The following is a 16,791-nucleotide window of genomic DNA, read 5'->3' on the forward strand; positions in this document are numbered from 1 at the left end:
GGACCCCGACACCGGCACCCAACTAGCCGAACTCACCGGCCACACCGGCTGGGTGTCCTCCGTCGCGGTGCTACCCAACCCGGACGGGCGACACCACATCGTCTCCAGCGGCGACGAAACAGTACGTATATGGGACCCCGACACCGGCACCCAACTAGCCGAACTCACCGGCCACACCGGCTGGGTGTCCTCCGTCGCGGTGCTACCCAGTCAGGCTAACCAATACCGCATTGTCTCCGGCAGCAGCGACAGAGCTGTCCTGGTCTGGGCTCGGCGACGGGGTGCACCTCACGCTTGACCCCGTCGTCGAGTTACGCCGCAGCAGTGATCGGCAACCCGTTCGGAAGCATCGAGGCCAGGGCTTCGGCTCTGGCCTCGATGATTTTCATGCGGCCTTCGTACTCGATGGGTTCGCGGTGGGCGGCTTGGCTGGTGACCTGGCCGGGCCACTTGCGGTACAGCAGGCCGTATTCGCGGGTGAAGTAGCCCTCGCTGACCGCGCTGGCGGCCAGGAGTAGGCCGGTGTCCTCGGAAGCCGGGAGGGCCATCCAGCCACCGAGGGCCAGGAGGAGGTCCCGGCGGATGCAGAGGGTGGCGGGGTGGACCTGGGCGCGGTAGCCGTTGGCTTGCCAGAAGGCCAGGACGGCACCGCGGGCGATCGGTCCGCCGTCCGGGTCCTTGTCCCATCCGACGGTTGACCCGTCGGGCATCAGGTCCAGGACGCGGGAAGTCGTCCAGCCGATGTGCGGGTGAGCCTCGAAGGCGGCGATGTCGCGAGCGAGGGCGCCGGCCGTGAGTTGGTCGTCGGCGTCGAGCACCTTGACGTATTGACCAGTCACCCGGGAAAGAGCGAGGGTGCGGGCAACACCCGGGCCGCCGGGACGACCGCCGCCGATGCTGATGCGAGGGTCGTCCGGCAGCACCTGGGCCAGCGCTCCGCTCTGCCCGTCTTCCTGGACGAGCCATTGCCAGTCCCACCCGTCGGGCATCTCCTGCTTGACCAACGAGTCGTACGCGCCGGCCAGGTACTCGACACTCGGGGCGTGGACCGGGGTGATGACCGAGACGAGGTGCGTCAAGTTTTCCACCGTTGCAGTTTGTGGGAGTAGACCAGTTCCGTCCGGTCCCCCGGCATCACCACGTCGGCCACCTCGACGACCCGGCCGGTGGTGTCGATGGAGGTCTTGCGCACGGTCAGCACCGAGACGCCGGGGTCGATGTCGAGGAGTTCGGCCTCATCCGGCGACGGCGGACGCGCCCGAACCTCGTCCTCGATGCGGTCCAGCTCGACACCGACTGTGTAGAGCTGGTGCTGTGAACCACCCGGCCAGGGCTCGTTGCTGGCGTCGAGCAAGTCCGGGTTCGCGGCCACCAGGTCATAGGGCAGGTACGAGTACGACATGGTCAACGGCGCGTTCTCATGCCGCGACGACGTCCAGTACACCCGGCGCAGCAGCGGCGTACCCGGCTCCACGTGCAGCGCCGCCGCCATCTCCGCGTCAGCTTCCACACGGGTGTACTCGGCGTGAAACTTGAGGTCATCGACGGTCAGGCCGGTGTCATGCTCGGTCGCGCCGGTCTTGAGCCGCTCGGCCTCGTCGAGCAGGACCCGGTCCTTCTCCCACTGGTACCGCTCCGCGTTACGACGCCGTACCCGCTGGCGAGGTGCCCGTACGTAGGTACCGCGCCCCTGCTCCGCACGGACCAAGCCCCACTCCCGGAGCTGACGGATAGCGTTGCGGACACTCGTACGCGACAGGCCCGACGTCTCGGCCAACTCCGTCTCGGACGGCATCAGCGTGCCGGGGGCGAGTTCCCCGCTCGTGATTTTGACCCGCAACTCTTCCGCGAGTTGCAGGTAACGAGGGCGCCAGTCCCGGCCATGCACACCGGTCACCGTACCCCCTAGACGTTCCAACGACTGCCAGGTGGTCCCACCCGCCGGCCGCTCCGGCACTGGGGGCACCTCGACCACCGGCCGACGCGGACGGTGAGCAGCCGGCGGAGTACGGCGAGTGCTACGGCCGTCAGTCGCGGTCATGGTGTCCCTCCAACGGTCGTCCCTTGGTCATCACCCGCAACCGGGCGTAGGTCAGTTCGTAGATCAGCCGATCGAGATGCACGCGCGACAGCAGCACGGATTCCGTCGCACCATCGCGGGTCGCGTCGACCTTCACCATCGGGTCGCGCCGCCGGAAACGGTCCAGCAGCAGTTGCACGCTCACCCAGCCGCTTCGCTCGGTGCCGACCGTAGCGAGCAGCCCGCGGTGCATCGGGTCGTTCGGCCCGCAACCTCGACACCAGTCCGGACACGCAGCGTCGCTCGCCGCCTTGGCTGCCTTACCCGGCCGCGCGCCGGTGGGCTTGTCAGTCGCCCCCATGCTCGCCCCCTTGACACCCGGCCTGCGCCAGTAACGACCGCAACTGCTCAACCAGCTGCCCGGCCTGCGACAGCGACAGTTCGGCCCAGCCGGTACCCGCCGGACAGGACGCATGCACCACGACCTTGGCAGCCGCGCCGTCGGACGCGATCAGGTACGACACGACCGACCCGGACGGCCGGACCTCACCGACCTTCAGCAGTACGCCCCGGTGACGCCGCCCCATGTGCGCCAAGACCGGCGGCACCAAGTGCCCGCACCGATCCGGGGCACACCAGCCCGGATGCACGAGCGCCGTCGACGGCTGACGTGGCTGACTCATCGCGGCCACCGCCCACCGTTTCCCCGGAACGCCTGCCCGAGGGTCATGAAAGGCGGACGAGACAACGCGGGCAACTCCCGCGCCCGCTCCATCGACCACCGCACCGAATTCCCGTAGCCGACAGGACGGGCCTCACCCCGACTGTCGTTCGCTACCGAGATCATCGGGTCTGTCTGTCGGCGTGAGCGCCACGATCGGTACCAGGGACGTCGACGAGGAGAGTCAGGCATCGCACCTCCACACGTAGGGAGCCGGCGACCGACCAGGGGGATTAGCCGGCCGCCGGCCCGACAGAGGGCACGGCGCACCGTCCGACACGGACGGATCGGGTATCGCCGAGCCACCTTGTACGCGCGGCCACCGCAACCGGCCCACCAGGACGCCGCGCCTCCCGCACGACCAGGCCGACGCAGCACCACCCCTGATACACGTCGTCATCCAAGCCGCACACTCGGAGACGTACCTACAAGTGGACGACTTGTCTACACGGCAGAACGACGCGTCCGCTTGGCACTTGGTAAGACAAGTGCCAGGTACGGTGATCAGGTGCCCACCCCGAGCTACGGACAGCCCCGCTATCGCGTCATCGCTGACGAGCTGCGCGAGCGAATCGAAAGCGGCCTCATCCCGCCCGGCGCACTACTGCCAGCCGAGAGCGTCCTAACCGCCGAGTTCCGGGTTGCACGCGGCACTATTCGCAAAGCGATAGCCGTCTTGCGCGAAGAAGGCTACGCCATTAGCGAGCACGGCAGGGGCACCTATGCCCCCGCCCAAGCCGATAGACGCGTGGACGCGTCCGAACAACAGCAGGAACTGCCTGCAGACGCACATCTCGCCGATCTATTTAAGGTCGCACCAGGGACCATGCTGGTAGCTCGCACCACAGTGATTCGGCGAAGTAATCAAGTCGACACCGTAGTTAGGACATACAGGCTACGGCCGAAACATCCGAGCCGATGAGGGGTCGTCGTTGGCCGACTGTAGGCGATCCACGGCCGAGTTACACCTAAATATCAGTAGCCCAGCGGCATCTAAGAAGCAGCCATTTGCAAGCGGTACGGTGCGGGACCTGCCATCACTGTTTCATCAATCGCGCACCGACTGAAGCAGATAACCGTCGACAACATGCAGACGACAGTCGAGCCCACTAATCATCGACGTTAGTGATGCAAGGTCCTCAGATGTCGCAAAGATTATTTGTCGGCCAACCGCGTCTGCCGCCGCCCGCTTCAGGAGTGCCGCAAAAGAGAGACCCTTTGTGCTCTGCTGACGCGGTTCGTCAAAGACGAGGAAACCCGGGTGATTTGTCTTCGCAGACGCGGACACTTCCAGCAACGCTAGAAGGTATGCCCACACGACCCTGATCGAGTCAGAGGCAGAAATGTCGGCCTGCAGATCGAAGTCGTCACGGCGGGGGAGATAGTCTTCGCGGGATATTGCAAGACGCTCGTCAGAGAATGAACCAAAATCGTACTGGCGAAGCTGTTCAACAAACGATGATTCAAGGAGACCGATCTTCCTTTGGTCCTCTTGAGAGAGCTTTTCGCGGGGCAACTCACGCAAACGTCCACGAACATCGACTGCTTCTTCGGATATCCGCATGAGTTCACCGCGGAGCCCTTGGAGCGCTTCCAATAGCTGCCCTAGGCGCTCAATCCTCCGATCGATGAGAAACCGCTCAGCAACCTGATCGATGGAAGGGGACTTCTCACCAGACGTTAGGTCAGTCCTTAGCCGGCGAATCTCAGCCCGCAGCTCCGCAGCTTGTTGACGCAGCCCGGCCCATCTCTCAACCTTCGCCGCGAGCGCTCTTTCACTGTCATGCGCCATAACGGTGAAGAGCTGGACCTGCTGTTTAATATAGGCGAGAGAATCCTGAGGAGTCATCGTCTCTTCAAGCGCAAGGTGGCCCACTAGAGAGGCAGGTAGTCTCTGATGGCAGACCGGGCAATCCTCATCCAGATGGTCTAGCGAATCTGAGCCTAGGCGCTCAAGCACAAGTACGTCCTGATACTGCCTTTCATCTTCCTTCAAGGATTCAAGCCGCTCCCGAATAGTGCGAAGTTCGCCCTTGTCACGAAGAATGCTTTCTCGCAGCAAGTTGCCAGACTCGCGAACTTGGTCCGCTCGGCTAATCGCGGCTTGCAGCCGATCTTCCAGCACCTTGGCGATTTCACCCACAGACCGAATGGGAGCCGCTTGGCGCCGGCTCAACTGATCGCGCAGATTCTCGATGACCTGCTCGATCGGCACCCAATCATCATTTTTGCTCTGTAGAATAGTGATCGGCTGCGGAGGCGGCCAATTCAACGAAACCGATGCTGGCACACCAGACAGGGTTAGACCTTCTCCTTGGAGGTTCGCTTCCATCGCCTTTACTGCCGACTTCCAGGATGCCTCCAGTTCGGAAAGACGCGCTTGGAGCTGCTGCCGCTCTAACTCACGCCGGCCTACCTCTAGATCAATCAGAAATTCTACCGAGCGACGGCGAACGTCAGACACCCCGGAAAAGTAAGGCATTTGCGCCTGGATGCCTCCCCAACCTCGCCTTTGTTCGACGAACAGCAACGGAAACACCTGCTCCATGTAGAGCGGAGCACTGCGGCCGTCCCTAGCAGGAAGAATTGGCATCTCCCACCCAATGAACCGCGACAGCCATTGATGGAAGCCGCGCGGATTAGAGGCGGATCCCCCTCGTCCGACATAAAAATCTTCAGAGAGATAGGAATCTGGTCGAGTCAAAGCCGGGCCATACTCTACCCGGACTAGACCATCGCTCAATCGGTCATGCTTAACCCATCGCGTAACCGTTACAGCTTCGCCAGACCCGTTGGACATCTGCAAAGAGACGTAGGACTCAAGGACTGGCGTTTCCGCCTTCGAGTGCGTGTCATAAATCAGGGTGTCTCGCATGGCTGAGGTCACTGTACTTGCAGACCTTGCCGTGATCATACGCTCCATTCCAAGCGCATACAGCAAGCTCTTCACCGCAGTTGACTTCCCGCGAGAGTTTTCGGCCCGGATGATAATTAGGCCGGACGCCAATGGAATATCCGCTCCGAACATACCCAGCGGAGTAACAGCCCTCAGGCGCAAAAACTCCATCCGAAGGGTCAACGTGCCCTCCATTCGAGAAAACGGTTTATCTGAGTTTGCGTAATCTTTCCCTTGAGGCGGGCCAACTGCTCCTTCTCTCGGGCGAAGGCTGAAGTGCGTTCGATCTCAGCGGCTAGGCCTGAACCTTCGGCCGTTAGTTGGAAAACCCGGCCGTCGGTCTGAGAGATATAGCCGAGACCAAGAGCCAGATCCACCGCCCGGTCCATGGCCGGCTCAATTCTAAGGATTGGCAAATCCGGAATGTCTGTTCCGCTGTTAAGCCGCACGAGGAGGTCCATATTTCGCGGATCTCGCAAGGCCCAGTTGATGAGCTGCAGACCCTTCCAAGTCAGCCGCCGTCCGTAACTCTTGGCTAGAATAAGAAGCAGAAGTGATACACGGCGCTTCGTACGCAGTGATGGCGCTACTGGATCAGGCTGCTTCGTAAATTCGAACTCAAGACGGAGGAAAGCCTCTAATTCCGGCGACGGATCCACTACGAGGCCTCCCTCAGCTTAAGAGGACACCTCATCAACCATTCGCCGATTTGCCCGTAAGCGATTCTTTGAGCATCCGCTCTTGACAAACCTGACACGCTGGAGCGTAAGCCATCCTGATAGCTCTCGACCAAGTTCTTAAGTCGAGCGTGGGGCCTATCGACAGTGAACTCATTATCGAACTCTAGGCCCTCTTGGTAGAGTTGCCGCTGGGACTCAAGCCGCTCCCACGTCTCGGGCCACTGCGCGAAGGACGTCATTATCTGATCCTTCTGAAGGAAGGACCTGACGAAGGCGTCCCTTAGTGTTGTCACATTTACACCGGAAGACAACATTACGGCGAGCTTAGATTCAAGCGTAGCCACCAATTCCGGTTTCTCATCCGCAAAGGAAAGCATGTCATCTGAGTCCACATGCGGGGTTGCGACTACGGCGACAGCAGAGCCATCGAGCATCGCGGCTTGAAGCTCCACCGGATAGTCCGCAGGCGTTTTAATGAAGATGCGAAATGCCTCAGAAACGAACGGCAGGCTGAATTCGCGAACAGCTTCGGCCCTCTTGTTCGCGTAAGCTACAAGTTCAACTGCATGAAACTCGGGAACCATAAGAAAGTAGCTATGAATAACAGTACCACCTAATGCATCTTTCAGCCTATCAGCGTACTTTTTAAGCTTGGCGGTATCCGTGTACAGCTTGTCCTTCTGCTTGTCGGTGCGATGGCGGAGTGACTGCGAATCGCGATCGGCATAGCACTGATACGCGATACCGTCCAGAGAGAATCCCTCAATCCCACAATCACCGCCCATATCAGCGGGAAGGTAAACGAGCTCGTTTTGTGGGTAACGTCGGCGCAACAAGCCCCAGCACTTCTGCTCGAAGTCATTGCCCGGGTCGAGTGCCGGCTGATCGAGCCCATCATCGGTCACCATGATGTTACGCAAGGTACATGATGGAGTGGCGGCACACCATCCTCGATCAGTACGGCGGCACCTGGCTTCCCGGCAAGAGTCAGGTAGACCGAAGTCGCTTGCGAGTGCTTCGGCATGAGATCCCTGGCTCTATTGCGAGCCCTCAGAGCTGCCGAATAACTCTTTTCTTGATCAAGGCACCGCGCTCCGCGCGGTGCGGGGCGGCAAGCCCGGCCGGCGGCAAGCCGCCCCGGACGCCTACGGCGCCGGGGCGGTGAGCCACCGACAGCCGCCGGGACACCGCCCCACCACACCCAGGGAACCAGCCCCAGCGAGGCCGTGACGGAAGCCGGCGGGTCGGCCTGGTCGAGTGGTCGGGGCTTCCGCCTGCCGCGCCAGTCCAACCCCAGGACTGGCTTGCCACCGGGTCACCAAGGCGCGGCACCAGCTCCACCGCCAGGACGTGCCCGACCCCTCCCACGGCCGCCGGCCCCGACCCAGAGCCCCGAGCACCGACCCCGGAAAGGCCTCCACGACGGCGCAGGCCCTCCGGCCCAGAGCAAGACCAACTGAGCCCACGCTCAGGGCGTCTCCAGGGCGTCAGGGCGTCCTCAGGGCGTCAAACGTCGGCCAAAGTTGACCAACAATGGCCATCGGCACCCGAACATAGAACCAGCTCAGAGCCTTGATCCAAGCCCTGAGCTGGTGGGCGACGGACGAGTCGACCTGTACGCCGGATTCTGTGCGCGGCGTGCACCTCAGGTGCGCGCCGGCGGCGGCCATCCATCTCGGCCTGCCGTTGCCGACAGGCTCCTGCGGCCTACCCGCAGACATCGGGCGGGCAACCCTCAAGCGTCTGCGCGAGTTGTCATCTAGCGGTGACAACTCTTTCTTGGCCTTGCTCCGGGTGGGGTTTACCGAGCCATCCCGGTCACCCGGGATGCTGGTGGGCTCTTACCCCACCGTTTCACCCTTACCGTCCCCGATGGGGTCGGCGGTCTGTTTTCTGTGGCACTGTCCCGCGGGTCACCCCGGGTTGCCGTTAGCAACCACCCTGCCCTGTGGAGTCCGGACGTTCCTCGGCGACGGGCCGCAGCCCGCCGACGCGACCGCCCGGTCGACTCGTCCGTCGCGTACCCATCCTAACGACACCGGGTCGCCGCCTATGCCGCCCACCGCTGGCCCGGACCAGGACGGCGGCTCGCCGGTACAAGGAGGCAGCAATAACCCTGAAGTTGCTGCCTCCGGCGGACCGCGACACCGCAACAACCCTGAAGTTGCTGCCTCAGCCGGGCCGAGGGGCCGAGACGGGGGCCGCCGCACAGGGAGACGGGGTGCGGATACTGGCGGGGTGACGATGCCGCCGTTTCCTGAGCCGACAGCGTCCGCCGACGGGCGGGCTGAGGTGTTTCTGCGCTACCTCGATTATTTTCGGGAGAGCATTCTGGCGAAGGTGGCCGGGTTGGCCGAGTCGGATCAGCAGGGTAGCCGGCTGCCGTCCGGGTGGTCTCCGCTGGAGTTGCTCAAGCACCTGCGTCACGTGGAGCTTCGCTGGATCGAGTGGGGGTTCCAGGGGCGTACCGTCGCGGATCCGTGGGGCGACTGGCGTGACGGCCGGTGGTACGTCGCGCCGGAGGAGAGTCTCGCGGAGTTGACCACGGCGCTGCGCGCTCAGGGCGCGCACACCCGGGCGGTTGTCGAGGGCACCGACCTGGCCACGGTCGGTGCGCCGGGGCCACGGTGGGACGGTGCCGATCCGGCGTCGTTGGAGCGGGTGTTGTTCCACCTGGTGCAGGAGTATGCCCGGCACCTCGGGCACCTCGACATCGTGGCTGAACTGGCTGGTGGACCGGTCGGGAATAGGTCGGCCAGGGGGCGGGCAACGGGCCGCGCTCCGGACGGCTAGCCTGCGGATCATGGATTTCGCCGATGCGGCGTTACTGCTCGCCGCCGGCCTCGCCGCGGGTACGGTCAACGCGGTGGCCGGTGGTGGTTCGCTGATCACGTTTCCGGCGTTGCTCGCGATCGGGTTGCCTCCGGTGCCGGCGAACGTCACCAACTCGTTGTCGGTCGCTCCCGGGTATCTGGCCGCCGTGGCGGGCAGTCGGGTGGATCTGCCCCGCTCGCGGCTGCTGGCCGCGCTGGTGCCCACCACGATGGTCGGCGCGTTGGCCGGTGCCGGGCTGCTGCTGGTCACTCCCGCTCGGGCGTTCGAGTTGGTCGTACCGTTCCTGGTGTTGGGGGCGACGGCGCTGCTGGCGTTCCAGGATCCGCTGCGCCGCCTGGTCGGCCACCCACGTGATCTGACGCCGCGCCGCCGGGCCGTGACGGTGCAGGTGGTGGTGGCGCTGGCGGCCGTGTACGGCGGCTATTTCGGTGCCGCTGTCGGGGTGATGCTGGTCGCGGGTCTGGCGCTGGTGCTGGACGCGACGCTGGCCCGGGTGAGTGCGATCAAGAACCTGCTCTCCGCCGTGATCGGTCTGACCACGGTGGTCGTCTTCACCCTCGCCGGCCCGGTGAACTGGGCCGGTGTCGCGGTGGTCGCCCCGGCCACGCTGGTCGGCGGGTATGTCGGTGCCCGCGTGGTCCGCCGGCTCCCCTCGGCGGTGCTGAAGGCGATCATCGTCAGCTTCGGCACCGTCATCGGTTTCTACCTGCTCTGGCGCGCCCTCACCTGACCGTGCCGGTCAGAGTGCGGCGAGGTGGGCGGTCTCGTTGACCGAACGCACGGCGACGCCGCCGTCGGGCCAGCGGTCCAGCACCGAGACGCCCGCCGCGTCGAGGTAGAGGCGGTGCAGGAAGGCGTCGGGGGCGGCGAGCGCGTCGCGCAGCATCAGCTTGATCGGCGAGACGTGCGAGACCACCACGACGGTCTGACCGGGGTACGCGTCGAGCAGTCGCCGGACCACCCGGGCGCACCGTTCGGCGACCGCCTGGAAGGACTCGCCGTCCGGTGGGGCGATCCGGGTGGAGGCGAGCCAGGCGTCGAGTTCACCTGCCCAGTTTTCGCGTACCTCGGCGAAGGTGCGTCCCTCCCAGACGCCGAAGTCGCATTCGATGAGTTCGTCGTCGCGGCGTACCGGCACACCGCCGATGGCGGCGGCGATCGCCTCGGCGGTCGCCGTGCAGCGGGTCAGCGGTGAGCTGACCACGGCCGCGGTGTCCGGGGCGAGCGCGGCCACCCGCGCGGCGGTGGCTCGCACCTGGGCCTGGCCCTTGTCGCTGAGGGGGATGTCACCGCGACCGGAGTAGCGGCCCTGCTCGGTGTATTCGGTCTCGCCGTGCCGGACCAGGATGAGCCGGGTGGCGGTGAAGCTGGGTCGCGGTTCCCAGGAGACCGGCGCGCTGGTCAGGTCCGCGCCGGGTGACTCGGCCCGGGCGGCGATCTCGGCGGCACCGCCGCCAGCCGGTTGTGGGCCGCCGAGGTGGCGGGGCGGCTCGACCATGCGGGGCGGTTCGACGGTGGGCGTGGTGACGCTCGACGCGGCTGCGGCGTCCATGGCGGCGTTGGCGAGGGCGTCGGCGTGGGTGTTGCGGTCGCGGGGGATCCAGTTGAAGCGTACGGCGGCGAACCTGCCGACCAGTTGGGCGGCCTCGGCGGCGAGTGGGCGCAGTCCGGGGTGCTTGATCTGCCATCGGCCGCTCATCTGCTCGACGACCAGTTTGGAGTCCATCCGGACCTCGACCTCGTCGGCGCCGAGTTCGGCGGCGGCGGCCAGACCGGCGATCAGTCCCCGGTACTCGGCGACGTTGTTGGTGGCGGTGCCGATCGCCTCGCTCCGCTCGGCCAGCACCTCGCCGGTTGACGGGTCGCGGAGCACCGCGCCGTACCCGGCTGGCCCGGGGTTGCCCCGGGAGCCACCGTCGGCCTCGACGAGGACCGTACGCGTCGCCACCGGCTACAGCCCGGACTCGTTGGTGCGGACCATGATCCGGCGACATTCCTCGCAGCGGACGACGTCGTCGGGGTCGGCTTTGCGGATCCGGGCCAGGTCGGCGCCGGAGAGTTCCAACCGGCATCCACCGCAGCGGCCGGCGGTCAGCAGTGCCGCGCCGAGCCCGGTGTCGGTGCGGATCCGCTCGTAGAGCTGCACCAGGTCGCCGGGCAGGTCGTTGACGAGGGGTTGCCGGGCGGAGCGTTTGAACTCCTCCTCGCGGGCGATCTCGGCGAGGCTGTCGTCGCGCCGCTGCTCGGTGGTGGCGCGCCGTTCCCGCACCTCGGTGAGGCGCTGTTCCACCCCGTCCAGCACCGACTGGGCGGTTTCCCGCTGTTCCATCAGCTCCAGTTCGGCGTCCTCGAGGTCGCTCTGCCGCCGGTTGAGGGAGGCCAGTTCGTGTTGTAGCGCTTCCAGTTCGCGGGCCGGGCCGCTGCCGGCGGCCAGCCGGTCCTCGTTCCTGGTCTTGCGGGCGCGGACCTGCTCGACGTCCTTCTCCAGCCGGGCGATGTCCCGGTCCAGGTCGTCGACCGCCACCTGGGCGCGGACCCGCTCGTCTTCCAGGGCGGACAGTTCCCGGGCGAGGGCCTCCAACTCGGCCAGCTCGGGCAGCGTCCGACGCCGGTGGGCGAGCTGGGCGAGGGCGGTGTCGATCGCCTGGAGATCGAGCAGGCGGCGCTGGACCTGGGGGTCAGCCTTCACGGTCGGGCTCCTTGTCGTCCGCTGCGGGTTCGACCGGCGCGGGTTCGTCGGGTTGCGGTGCGGCGGCGTGCACGGTCCACGGATCGGTGTCCAGGTCGGACACCAGGGTCTCGACGCCGGGCGCGGCTGACAACAGTGCCGCGAGGTCGTCCAGCCACGGCCGTTCGGTGGCCCAGTGGGTGGCGTCGAGCAGCGCTGGTCCCCCGTTGGCGAGGTGTTCGCCGGCCGGATGGTGGCGCAGGTCCGCGGTGAGGTAGGCGTCCACCCCGGCCGCGGTCGCGTCGGCCAGGAATCCGTCTCCGGCGCCACCGCAGACTGCCAGGGTACGCACCATCCGGTCCGGGTCGCCTGCGGCGCGTACTCCGGCGGCGGTGGCCGGTAGCACGGCGGCGGCGCGGCGGGTCAGCTCGGCGAGGGTGAGTGGCTGCGGCAGTCGGCCGATCCGGCCGGCACCGCGTCCCTGCCCGGCGGCGGGGGTGCCGGGGCGGGCCGGTTGCAGCGGGCGTAGGTCGAGCAGGCCGAATCGGGCGGCGAGGGCGTCGGACACCCCTGGCACGGCCACGTCGGCGTTGGTGTGCGCGACGTACAGGGCGACATCGGCCTTGATCAGTTGGTGGACGATGCGGCCCTTGTAGGTCGTCGGCGCGACCGACGACACGCCGCGCAGCAGCAGCGGGTGATGGGCGATGATCATGTCGACGCCCGCGTCGAGCGCCTCCGCGACCGTCTCGGGCACCGCGTCCACCACGCAGAGGATCCGGCGTACGGGGGCGGACGGCTCACCGAGCACCAGGCCCACCCGGTCCCACTCCTCGGCCCAGACCGGTGGGTAGTGCCGCGCCACCTCGGCCACCACGTCGGCGACGGTCGGTACGGCTGCGGTTGTGCTCACGGCCGGTGAGCTTACCGGCGTCAGCGGGTGTACCGGACGTCACCCGGTCAGCCGGTGCCCTCGGTTCGGCGCGTACGCACCGGGGTCGACACGGCGGACCCGGCCACGGGCGGGTGCCCGTGGCCGGGTCGTGGGTTATTCGGTGGGTCGGGAACTGCGTTATCGGGCGGGGCCAGGGCCGGACCGGTGGTCGTCGGCGCTGGGACCGCCGCTCAGCCGGTCCGGCAGAGGCGGTCACGCACCGCGGTCAGGGGCAGCGCCCACGGGAAGGCGTGCTGGTGCCGCTCCCCGGTTCCCGGGGGGTGCAGCGGGTAGACGTCGTCACCGAAGAGCACCCCCACTCCCCATTCGGAGAGCCGGGTGAGGCTCGCCCGGAAGGCGGGGTGGGCGGCCATCGCCGCGTTGGTGTACGGCACGGCCACCAGTGGTATTCCTCGGCCCTGCGCCTCCACCAGCAACCCCAGGGCGAGGGTGTCGGCGATACCGGCCACCCACTTGTTGACGGTGTTGACCGTGGCCGGGCACACGATCATGGCATCGGCGGTGGGCAGCACATCGGGGTCGCCGGGGTTCTTGTAGTGCGTGCGTACCGGGTGACCGGTCTGGCGGGCCAGTGCGGTGCGGTCGACGAACTTGGCGCCGTCGGGCGTGGTGATCACGCAGACGTCCCAGCCGTCCTGTTGGGCCAGCTCGACGAGCCGGCCCACGTCTCGGGCCAGTGGCGAACCACAGGCGATGATGTAGAGCACCTCGTGGTGCCCGTCGTGGCGATGCGAACCGGTCATGCCGGCTCCGAGGTCATACTCCTACTCCCATGTGCTCAGCCAACTCCGCGATCGGAGAAGGCGGCGCACCACGTGTGCGACGTAGGACGTCCGACATCACCTCGTGGGCGATCGGACGGCAGCGGATCTCCGATGGCGCCAGACGATCACCGCGCAGCAGCATCTCGCCGGCGTTGGCCACGTCACCGATCTGCGCGTAGCCCCGGGCCAGGTCGAGCAGGTGGTGCGCCCGGCGTTCGGGCAGCATCGCGTCGAACGGCGCGGTTTCGATCTTCTGGTGGTGCACCTCGACGGCCCGCCCGCCGTCGCCCAGTTCGACGGCGGCCGCCGCCCGGTGCAACGACACATTGGTCGGCCCGAACGACGTCCAGTAGTGGTTCTGGTCGCCGCCGAGTGCGCCAGCCGCCGCCTCGGCCTCGTCCAGCAGATCGTGCACGGTGGCGGTGTCACCGATGCGGGAGGCGGCCATCGCGCCCTGGAGCAGCAGCATCCCGTAGACGGAGAGGCGCTCGGGACGGCTGTCGTTGACGCTGCCCGGGGCGAGCTGGTTGGCGATCCGCACGTTCAGCTCCATCGCCGGCCGGGGCCGCCCCATCGCCACCAGGGCGTTGCAGACCCGGGTGGTGGCGACACCGGCGAGCAACTGGTCGTCGGCGCGTTGCGCGACGGCGATGGACCGGTCGGCGGCGAGCCAGGCGAGTTCGCACTCGCCCAGTTTGCGCAGCACCGAGGAGGCCAGCTGGTAGACCTGCCCGAGCAGGTGGGCGGCGCGCTGGGCCTGGTCGCCGCCGTACGCGGCATCGGCCGCCTGGGCGTCGCGCAGCAGCTTCGGCAGCGCCCGGATGAGCATCCCGTAGCGGCCGTACTGGTAGGTCAGCCAGGCGTGGGTGACCGCCTTGCTCATGTCGGACAGCGGTGGTGGACTCGGTGCGGCGTCGAAGTACGCGCTGATCGAGTCGTAGCGCTCCAGGGCGGCGCGGATCTCCTCGACCTCGAACTGGTCGATGCAGTTGAGCGCGTCGGTACGCCGCTCCGGATCCCTGCCGAGCAGCAGCTGCACATCCATCTGGAGGATGTCGGCGATCTCGTAGAGCACGGAGAACTTGTCCAGTCGCCGTACGCCCCGCTCGATCTTGTCGACCCAGCTCTTCGACTTGCCCAACCGGTCGGCGAAGACCTGCTGCGACATCTTCCGTCGGCCGCGCCAGTAGGCCACTCGCCGTCCAATGGGCAGTTCGTCCATCTCCCCAGTCCTCCCCTTGCTGGAGCCCTGGCCAGGGGGCCGGGGGCCGTAGCGTCGGCGCGGCGGTCCGTCTGTACTTCAGGTTTCCGCTGGTCGCACAGGCAGTGCGTCAGCTGTCTGGCCGAACCTCGTACTTTTCGTGCAAGTTGCAATCGGCCACTTTGTCAAAGCAAACGATGACGGGCTACGGCAGTGACGGGTCTCGACGTACGAGCTGACGCCGGTCGGGCGCGGCGGGAGGAGCTGGCACCAATGTGGGGGAATGTGGCACCGCACGTGGCGCGTCTGTCGCCGTTGGAACGGGTACGCCTGCGCCGGGTCGCGGTGCGCTACGCCCTGCACGGCTGGGCGGTGACCCCGGGCGCCTGCCTGGCCCGCAGCCGCTTCGTCTGCGGCCGGGCCGGCTGTCCGACGGTCGGCTGTCATCCCGCCCTGGAGGACTGGGAGCACGCCGCCAGCGTCGACCCGGCCCGGGTGGCCACCTGGTGGCGGTCCCGGCCGCACGGCGTACTGCTGCCCACCGGCCGTTCCTTCGACGTGCTGGAGATTCCCGCCCACCTGGGCCGGATGGTCCTGGACGCGGTGCGCGCCCACCCGGTCGGTCCGGGGGTACGCGGACCGGTGCTGGTCACCCCGACCGGGCGGTGGATGTTCCTGGTCCGCCCCGGTGACCCGTTGCGACCCGAGCTGGAGCACTGCTTCGACGTGGTCCTGCACGGTCGCGGATCGTGGATCCCGGCCCCACCGACCCGGCTGCCCGAGGGACAGGTCCGCTGGGCGGTCGCACCGGAGCAGGCCCGGTGGCAACTGCCGGACGCCTATCTCGTGCAGAACACGGTGGTCGAGGCGCTGCGGGCGACCGGGGTGACACTGACGTCGGCATTGGTCCCCGGCCATCTGCCGCTGCCCCGGCGAGGCCGCTGACCGACGCCCGACCGCTCCGCTGTCCCGGGGCGCTGACCAGCGAGTAGCCGGTCCGCCGCCCCGGGTGCCCGACCGGTGGGTGCGGCAGGGCGCGAGACCCGGGAGCACCGGTGCTCGTTGGACCCTTCGACGGCGCGTCCGCGCCGGGAGCGGGGATGGCCATGTCCACCGACGACACCAGACACCACCCGGGCGGAGCAGAGCCGCCGCGACGCCACCGACTCGGTCACCGCTGGGCGGCCACCCGTCCTCCGGGCTCCCGACCCGGCCGTCCCCGGCCGACCGGATCCCGCCCGGCGAACACCTACCGGCTGCCTCGCTGGCCCTGAACCAAGCCGACACGGGACTACCCACCGGATCGGACGCCATCGTCAGTCGGCCAACGGCAGGTCGGCGGAGTGCAGGCACCGCCCGTCGTCGGTGACCACCGCGTGCCGGTGCGCGGGCAGCCGGTCCAACCAGCCGATGCCGGCCACCCCCATCGCCACCGCCGCAGTCGCGTACGCGTCGGCCAGCCCGAGGTCATGCCCGACCACGGTCACCGACCGCAGTCCCCGCGCCGGGGCTCCACGACGCGGATCCCGCACGTGTGGGCCGCGCTCGTAGACCCCCGACGTGGCGATCGCCAGGTCTGTCCCGGTGAGCACCAGGCAGACCGCCGACGGGTTCCAGGGGTGCCGCACACCGACCCGCCACGGCGACCCGGTGGACGAACGGCCCCGTACCCGCACGTCACCACCGGCGTTCAGGCAGTGGTTGGCGACACCCGCGGCCCGCAACCGATCCGAGGCCACCTGGACCGCCCAGCCCTTGACGTACCCGGACGGGTCCAGCCCACCGGTAGCGTACGCGTCGAAGAAGCCGTCGGTGTCGCCCCACAGGTCGGCGCAGCGTTCCAGCACCCGGCGCAGGTCGGCCGACGCCTCGGAGAGCAGCAGCTCGCCCCGGTCGAAGCGGCACACCTCGCTGTCCGGCAGGTAGGTGCTGAACCGCGCGTCGACCTCCCGCAGCCAGGCGAACACCTCGTCGGCCAACGCGGACAACGTCGACGGGGGGCGGTCCTCGGCGATGTCGAGGCTGACCGCCGTACCCATCACCTGCTCGAC

17 protein-coding genes, 1 other RNA gene and 1 pseudogene are annotated in these 16,791 nt (G+C 67.3%); 5 read left to right on the top strand and 14 right to left on the bottom strand.

The features are described 5' to 3' along the window. Positions 1-298: pseudogene (locus tag FF096_RS26375) on the top strand (hypothetical protein); the annotation flags it as partial. A 13-nt stretch (positions 299-311) separates the two neighbouring features. Here the strand turns inward: FF096_RS26375 and FF096_RS19065 are convergent. The 4 genes from FF096_RS19065 to FF096_RS26760 all read right to left on the bottom strand — a co-directional run bounded on the left by FF096_RS19065 (position 312) and on the right by FF096_RS26760 (position 2,712). Then, positions 312-1,088 carry a glycosyltransferase gene (locus tag FF096_RS19065; protein WP_309223583.1) on the bottom strand — a complete coding sequence of 259 codons (777 nt, stop codon included), beginning with the start codon at positions 1,086-1,088 and terminating at the stop codon, positions 312-314. Further along, the gene (locus FF096_RS19070) at positions 1,076-1,897 is read right to left on the bottom strand and encodes a GntR family transcriptional regulator (RefSeq protein WP_309223584.1); all 822 of its coding nucleotides are present in this window, start codon (positions 1,895-1,897) and stop codon (positions 1,076-1,078) included. The genes FF096_RS19065 and FF096_RS19070 overlap by 13 nt, the downstream gene beginning before the upstream one ends. A 130-nt stretch (positions 1,898-2,027) precedes the next feature. Continuing rightward, the gene (locus tag FF096_RS26755; protein WP_230462766.1) at positions 2,028-2,381 is read right to left on the bottom strand and encodes a hypothetical protein; all 354 of its coding nucleotides are present in this window, start codon (positions 2,379-2,381) and stop codon (positions 2,028-2,030) included. After that, positions 2,368-2,712, bottom strand: coding sequence for a hypothetical protein (locus FF096_RS26760; RefSeq protein WP_230462767.1), 345 nt, complete (start codon positions 2,710-2,712; stop codon positions 2,368-2,370). The genes FF096_RS26755 and FF096_RS26760 overlap by 14 nt, the downstream gene beginning before the upstream one ends. Before the next feature lie 537 nt (positions 2,713-3,249). On the opposite strand from FF096_RS26760, the gene FF096_RS27520 reads away from it, so the two are divergent. Further along, positions 3,250-3,663 (top strand): GntR family transcriptional regulator, encoded by a 414-nt coding sequence (locus FF096_RS27520; protein WP_196222583.1) that lies wholly within the window; start codon positions 3,250-3,252, stop codon positions 3,661-3,663. Positions 3,664-3,789: 126 nt separating this feature from the next. On the opposite strand, the gene FF096_RS19090 is transcribed toward FF096_RS27520, so the two are convergent. From FF096_RS19090 to rnpB, 4 genes are all read right to left on the bottom strand, one after another. Then, the gene (locus tag FF096_RS19090) at positions 3,790-5,820 is read right to left on the bottom strand and encodes a hypothetical protein (RefSeq protein WP_155220436.1); all 2,031 of its coding nucleotides are present in this window, start codon (positions 5,818-5,820) and stop codon (positions 3,790-3,792) included. Then, entirely contained in the window at positions 5,817-6,296 is a 480-nt protein-coding gene (locus FF096_RS19095) for a hypothetical protein (RefSeq protein WP_155220438.1), read from the bottom strand. Before FF096_RS19095 ends, FF096_RS19090 begins: the two co-directional genes overlap by 4 nt. Continuing rightward, positions 6,296-7,225 (bottom strand): hypothetical protein, encoded by a 930-nt coding sequence (locus FF096_RS19100; protein WP_155220440.1) that lies wholly within the window; start codon positions 7,223-7,225, stop codon positions 6,296-6,298. Before FF096_RS19100 ends, FF096_RS19095 begins: the two co-directional genes overlap by 1 nt. Positions 7,226-7,917: 692 nt before the next feature. After that, an RNA gene (gene rnpB, locus FF096_RS19105) (RNase P RNA component class A) lies at positions 7,918-8,329 on the bottom strand. 232 nt (positions 8,330-8,561) lie between these two features. Between rnpB and FF096_RS19110 the strand changes: the two genes are divergently transcribed. After that, the gene (locus tag FF096_RS19110) at positions 8,562-9,110 is read left to right on the top strand and encodes a DUF664 domain-containing protein (RefSeq protein WP_155220603.1); all 549 of its coding nucleotides are present in this window, start codon (positions 8,562-8,564) and stop codon (positions 9,108-9,110) included. Positions 9,111-9,120: 10 nt separating this feature from the next. Beyond that, a complete protein-coding gene (locus FF096_RS19115) occupies positions 9,121-9,882 on the top strand; it encodes a sulfite exporter TauE/SafE family protein (protein ID WP_155220442.1) in 762 nt (253 codons plus the stop codon). A 9-nt stretch (positions 9,883-9,891) separates the two neighbouring features. Here FF096_RS19115 and FF096_RS19120 read toward each other — a convergent pair whose 3' ends face one another. The 5 genes from FF096_RS19120 to FF096_RS19140 form a co-directional block, all read right to left on the bottom strand. Continuing rightward, a complete protein-coding gene (locus tag FF096_RS19120; RefSeq protein WP_309223585.1) occupies positions 9,892-11,100 on the bottom strand; it encodes a bifunctional RNase H/acid phosphatase in 1,209 nt (402 codons plus the stop codon). A gap of 3 nt (positions 11,101-11,103) precedes the next feature. Beyond that, the gene (locus tag FF096_RS19125) at positions 11,104-11,841 is read right to left on the bottom strand and encodes a C4-type zinc ribbon domain-containing protein (protein WP_309223586.1); all 738 of its coding nucleotides are present in this window, start codon (positions 11,839-11,841) and stop codon (positions 11,104-11,106) included. Further along, positions 11,831-12,733 carry a Nif3-like dinuclear metal center hexameric protein gene (locus FF096_RS19130; RefSeq protein ID WP_309223587.1) on the bottom strand — a complete coding sequence of 301 codons (903 nt, stop codon included), beginning with the start codon at positions 12,731-12,733 and terminating at the stop codon, positions 11,831-11,833. Before FF096_RS19130 ends, FF096_RS19125 begins: the two co-directional genes overlap by 11 nt. Before the next feature lie 212 nt (positions 12,734-12,945). Then, complete coding sequence (locus tag FF096_RS19135) at positions 12,946-13,518, bottom strand: flavoprotein (protein WP_155220446.1); 573 nt, start codon at positions 13,516-13,518, stop codon at positions 12,946-12,948. Between the two features lie 13 nt (positions 13,519-13,531). Further along, the gene (locus tag FF096_RS19140; protein ID WP_155220449.1) at positions 13,532-14,761 is read right to left on the bottom strand and encodes a helix-turn-helix domain-containing protein; all 1,230 of its coding nucleotides are present in this window, start codon (positions 14,759-14,761) and stop codon (positions 13,532-13,534) included. A gap of 252 nt (positions 14,762-15,013) precedes the next feature. Here FF096_RS19140 and FF096_RS19145 point away from each other — a divergent pair, with 252 nt between their 5' ends. Further along, positions 15,014-15,685 (top strand): bifunctional DNA primase/polymerase, encoded by a 672-nt coding sequence (locus FF096_RS19145; RefSeq protein ID WP_155220451.1) that lies wholly within the window; start codon positions 15,014-15,016, stop codon positions 15,683-15,685. Positions 15,686-16,056: 371 nt separating this feature from the next. Here the strand turns inward: FF096_RS19145 and FF096_RS19150 are convergent, their stop codons facing one another. Then, positions 16,057-16,779 (bottom strand): FAD:protein FMN transferase, encoded by a 723-nt coding sequence (locus FF096_RS19150; RefSeq protein ID WP_155220607.1) that lies wholly within the window; start codon positions 16,777-16,779, stop codon positions 16,057-16,059. Positions 16,780-16,791 lie beyond the last annotated feature (12 nt).

The sequence above is a fragment of the Micromonospora sp. CP22 genome, assembly GCF_009712475.1.
Taxonomy (GTDB): Bacteria; Actinomycetota; Actinomycetes; order Mycobacteriales; family Micromonosporaceae; genus Micromonospora.

Bases quoted from the DNA above. Each gene is read 5' to 3' on its own strand.
- FF096_RS26755 (WP_230462766.1), bottom strand. From the start codon at position 2,381: ATGGGGGCGACTGACAAGCCCACCGGCGCGCGGCCGGGTAAGGCAGCC.
- FF096_RS19100 (WP_155220440.1), bottom strand. From the start codon at position 7,225: ATGGTGACCGATGATGGGCTCGATCAGCCGGCACTCGACCCGGGCAAT.
- FF096_RS19110 (WP_155220603.1), top strand. From the start codon at position 8,562: ATGCCGCCGTTTCCTGAGCCGACAGCGTCCGCCGACGGGCGGGCTGAG.
- FF096_RS19115 (WP_155220442.1), top strand. From the start codon at position 9,121: ATGGATTTCGCCGATGCGGCGTTACTGCTCGCCGCCGGCCTCGCCGCG.
- FF096_RS19135 (WP_155220446.1), bottom strand. From the start codon at position 13,518: ATGACCGGTTCGCATCGCCACGACGGGCACCACGAGGTGCTCTACATC.
- FF096_RS19140 (WP_155220449.1), bottom strand. From the start codon at position 14,761: ATGGACGAACTGCCCATTGGACGGCGAGTGGCCTACTGGCGCGGCCGA.
- FF096_RS19145 (WP_155220451.1), top strand. From the start codon at position 15,014: ATGTGGGGGAATGTGGCACCGCACGTGGCGCGTCTGTCGCCGTTGGAA.
- FF096_RS19150 (WP_155220607.1), bottom strand. From the start codon at position 16,779: ATGGGTACGGCGGTCAGCCTCGACATCGCCGAGGACCGCCCCCCGTCG.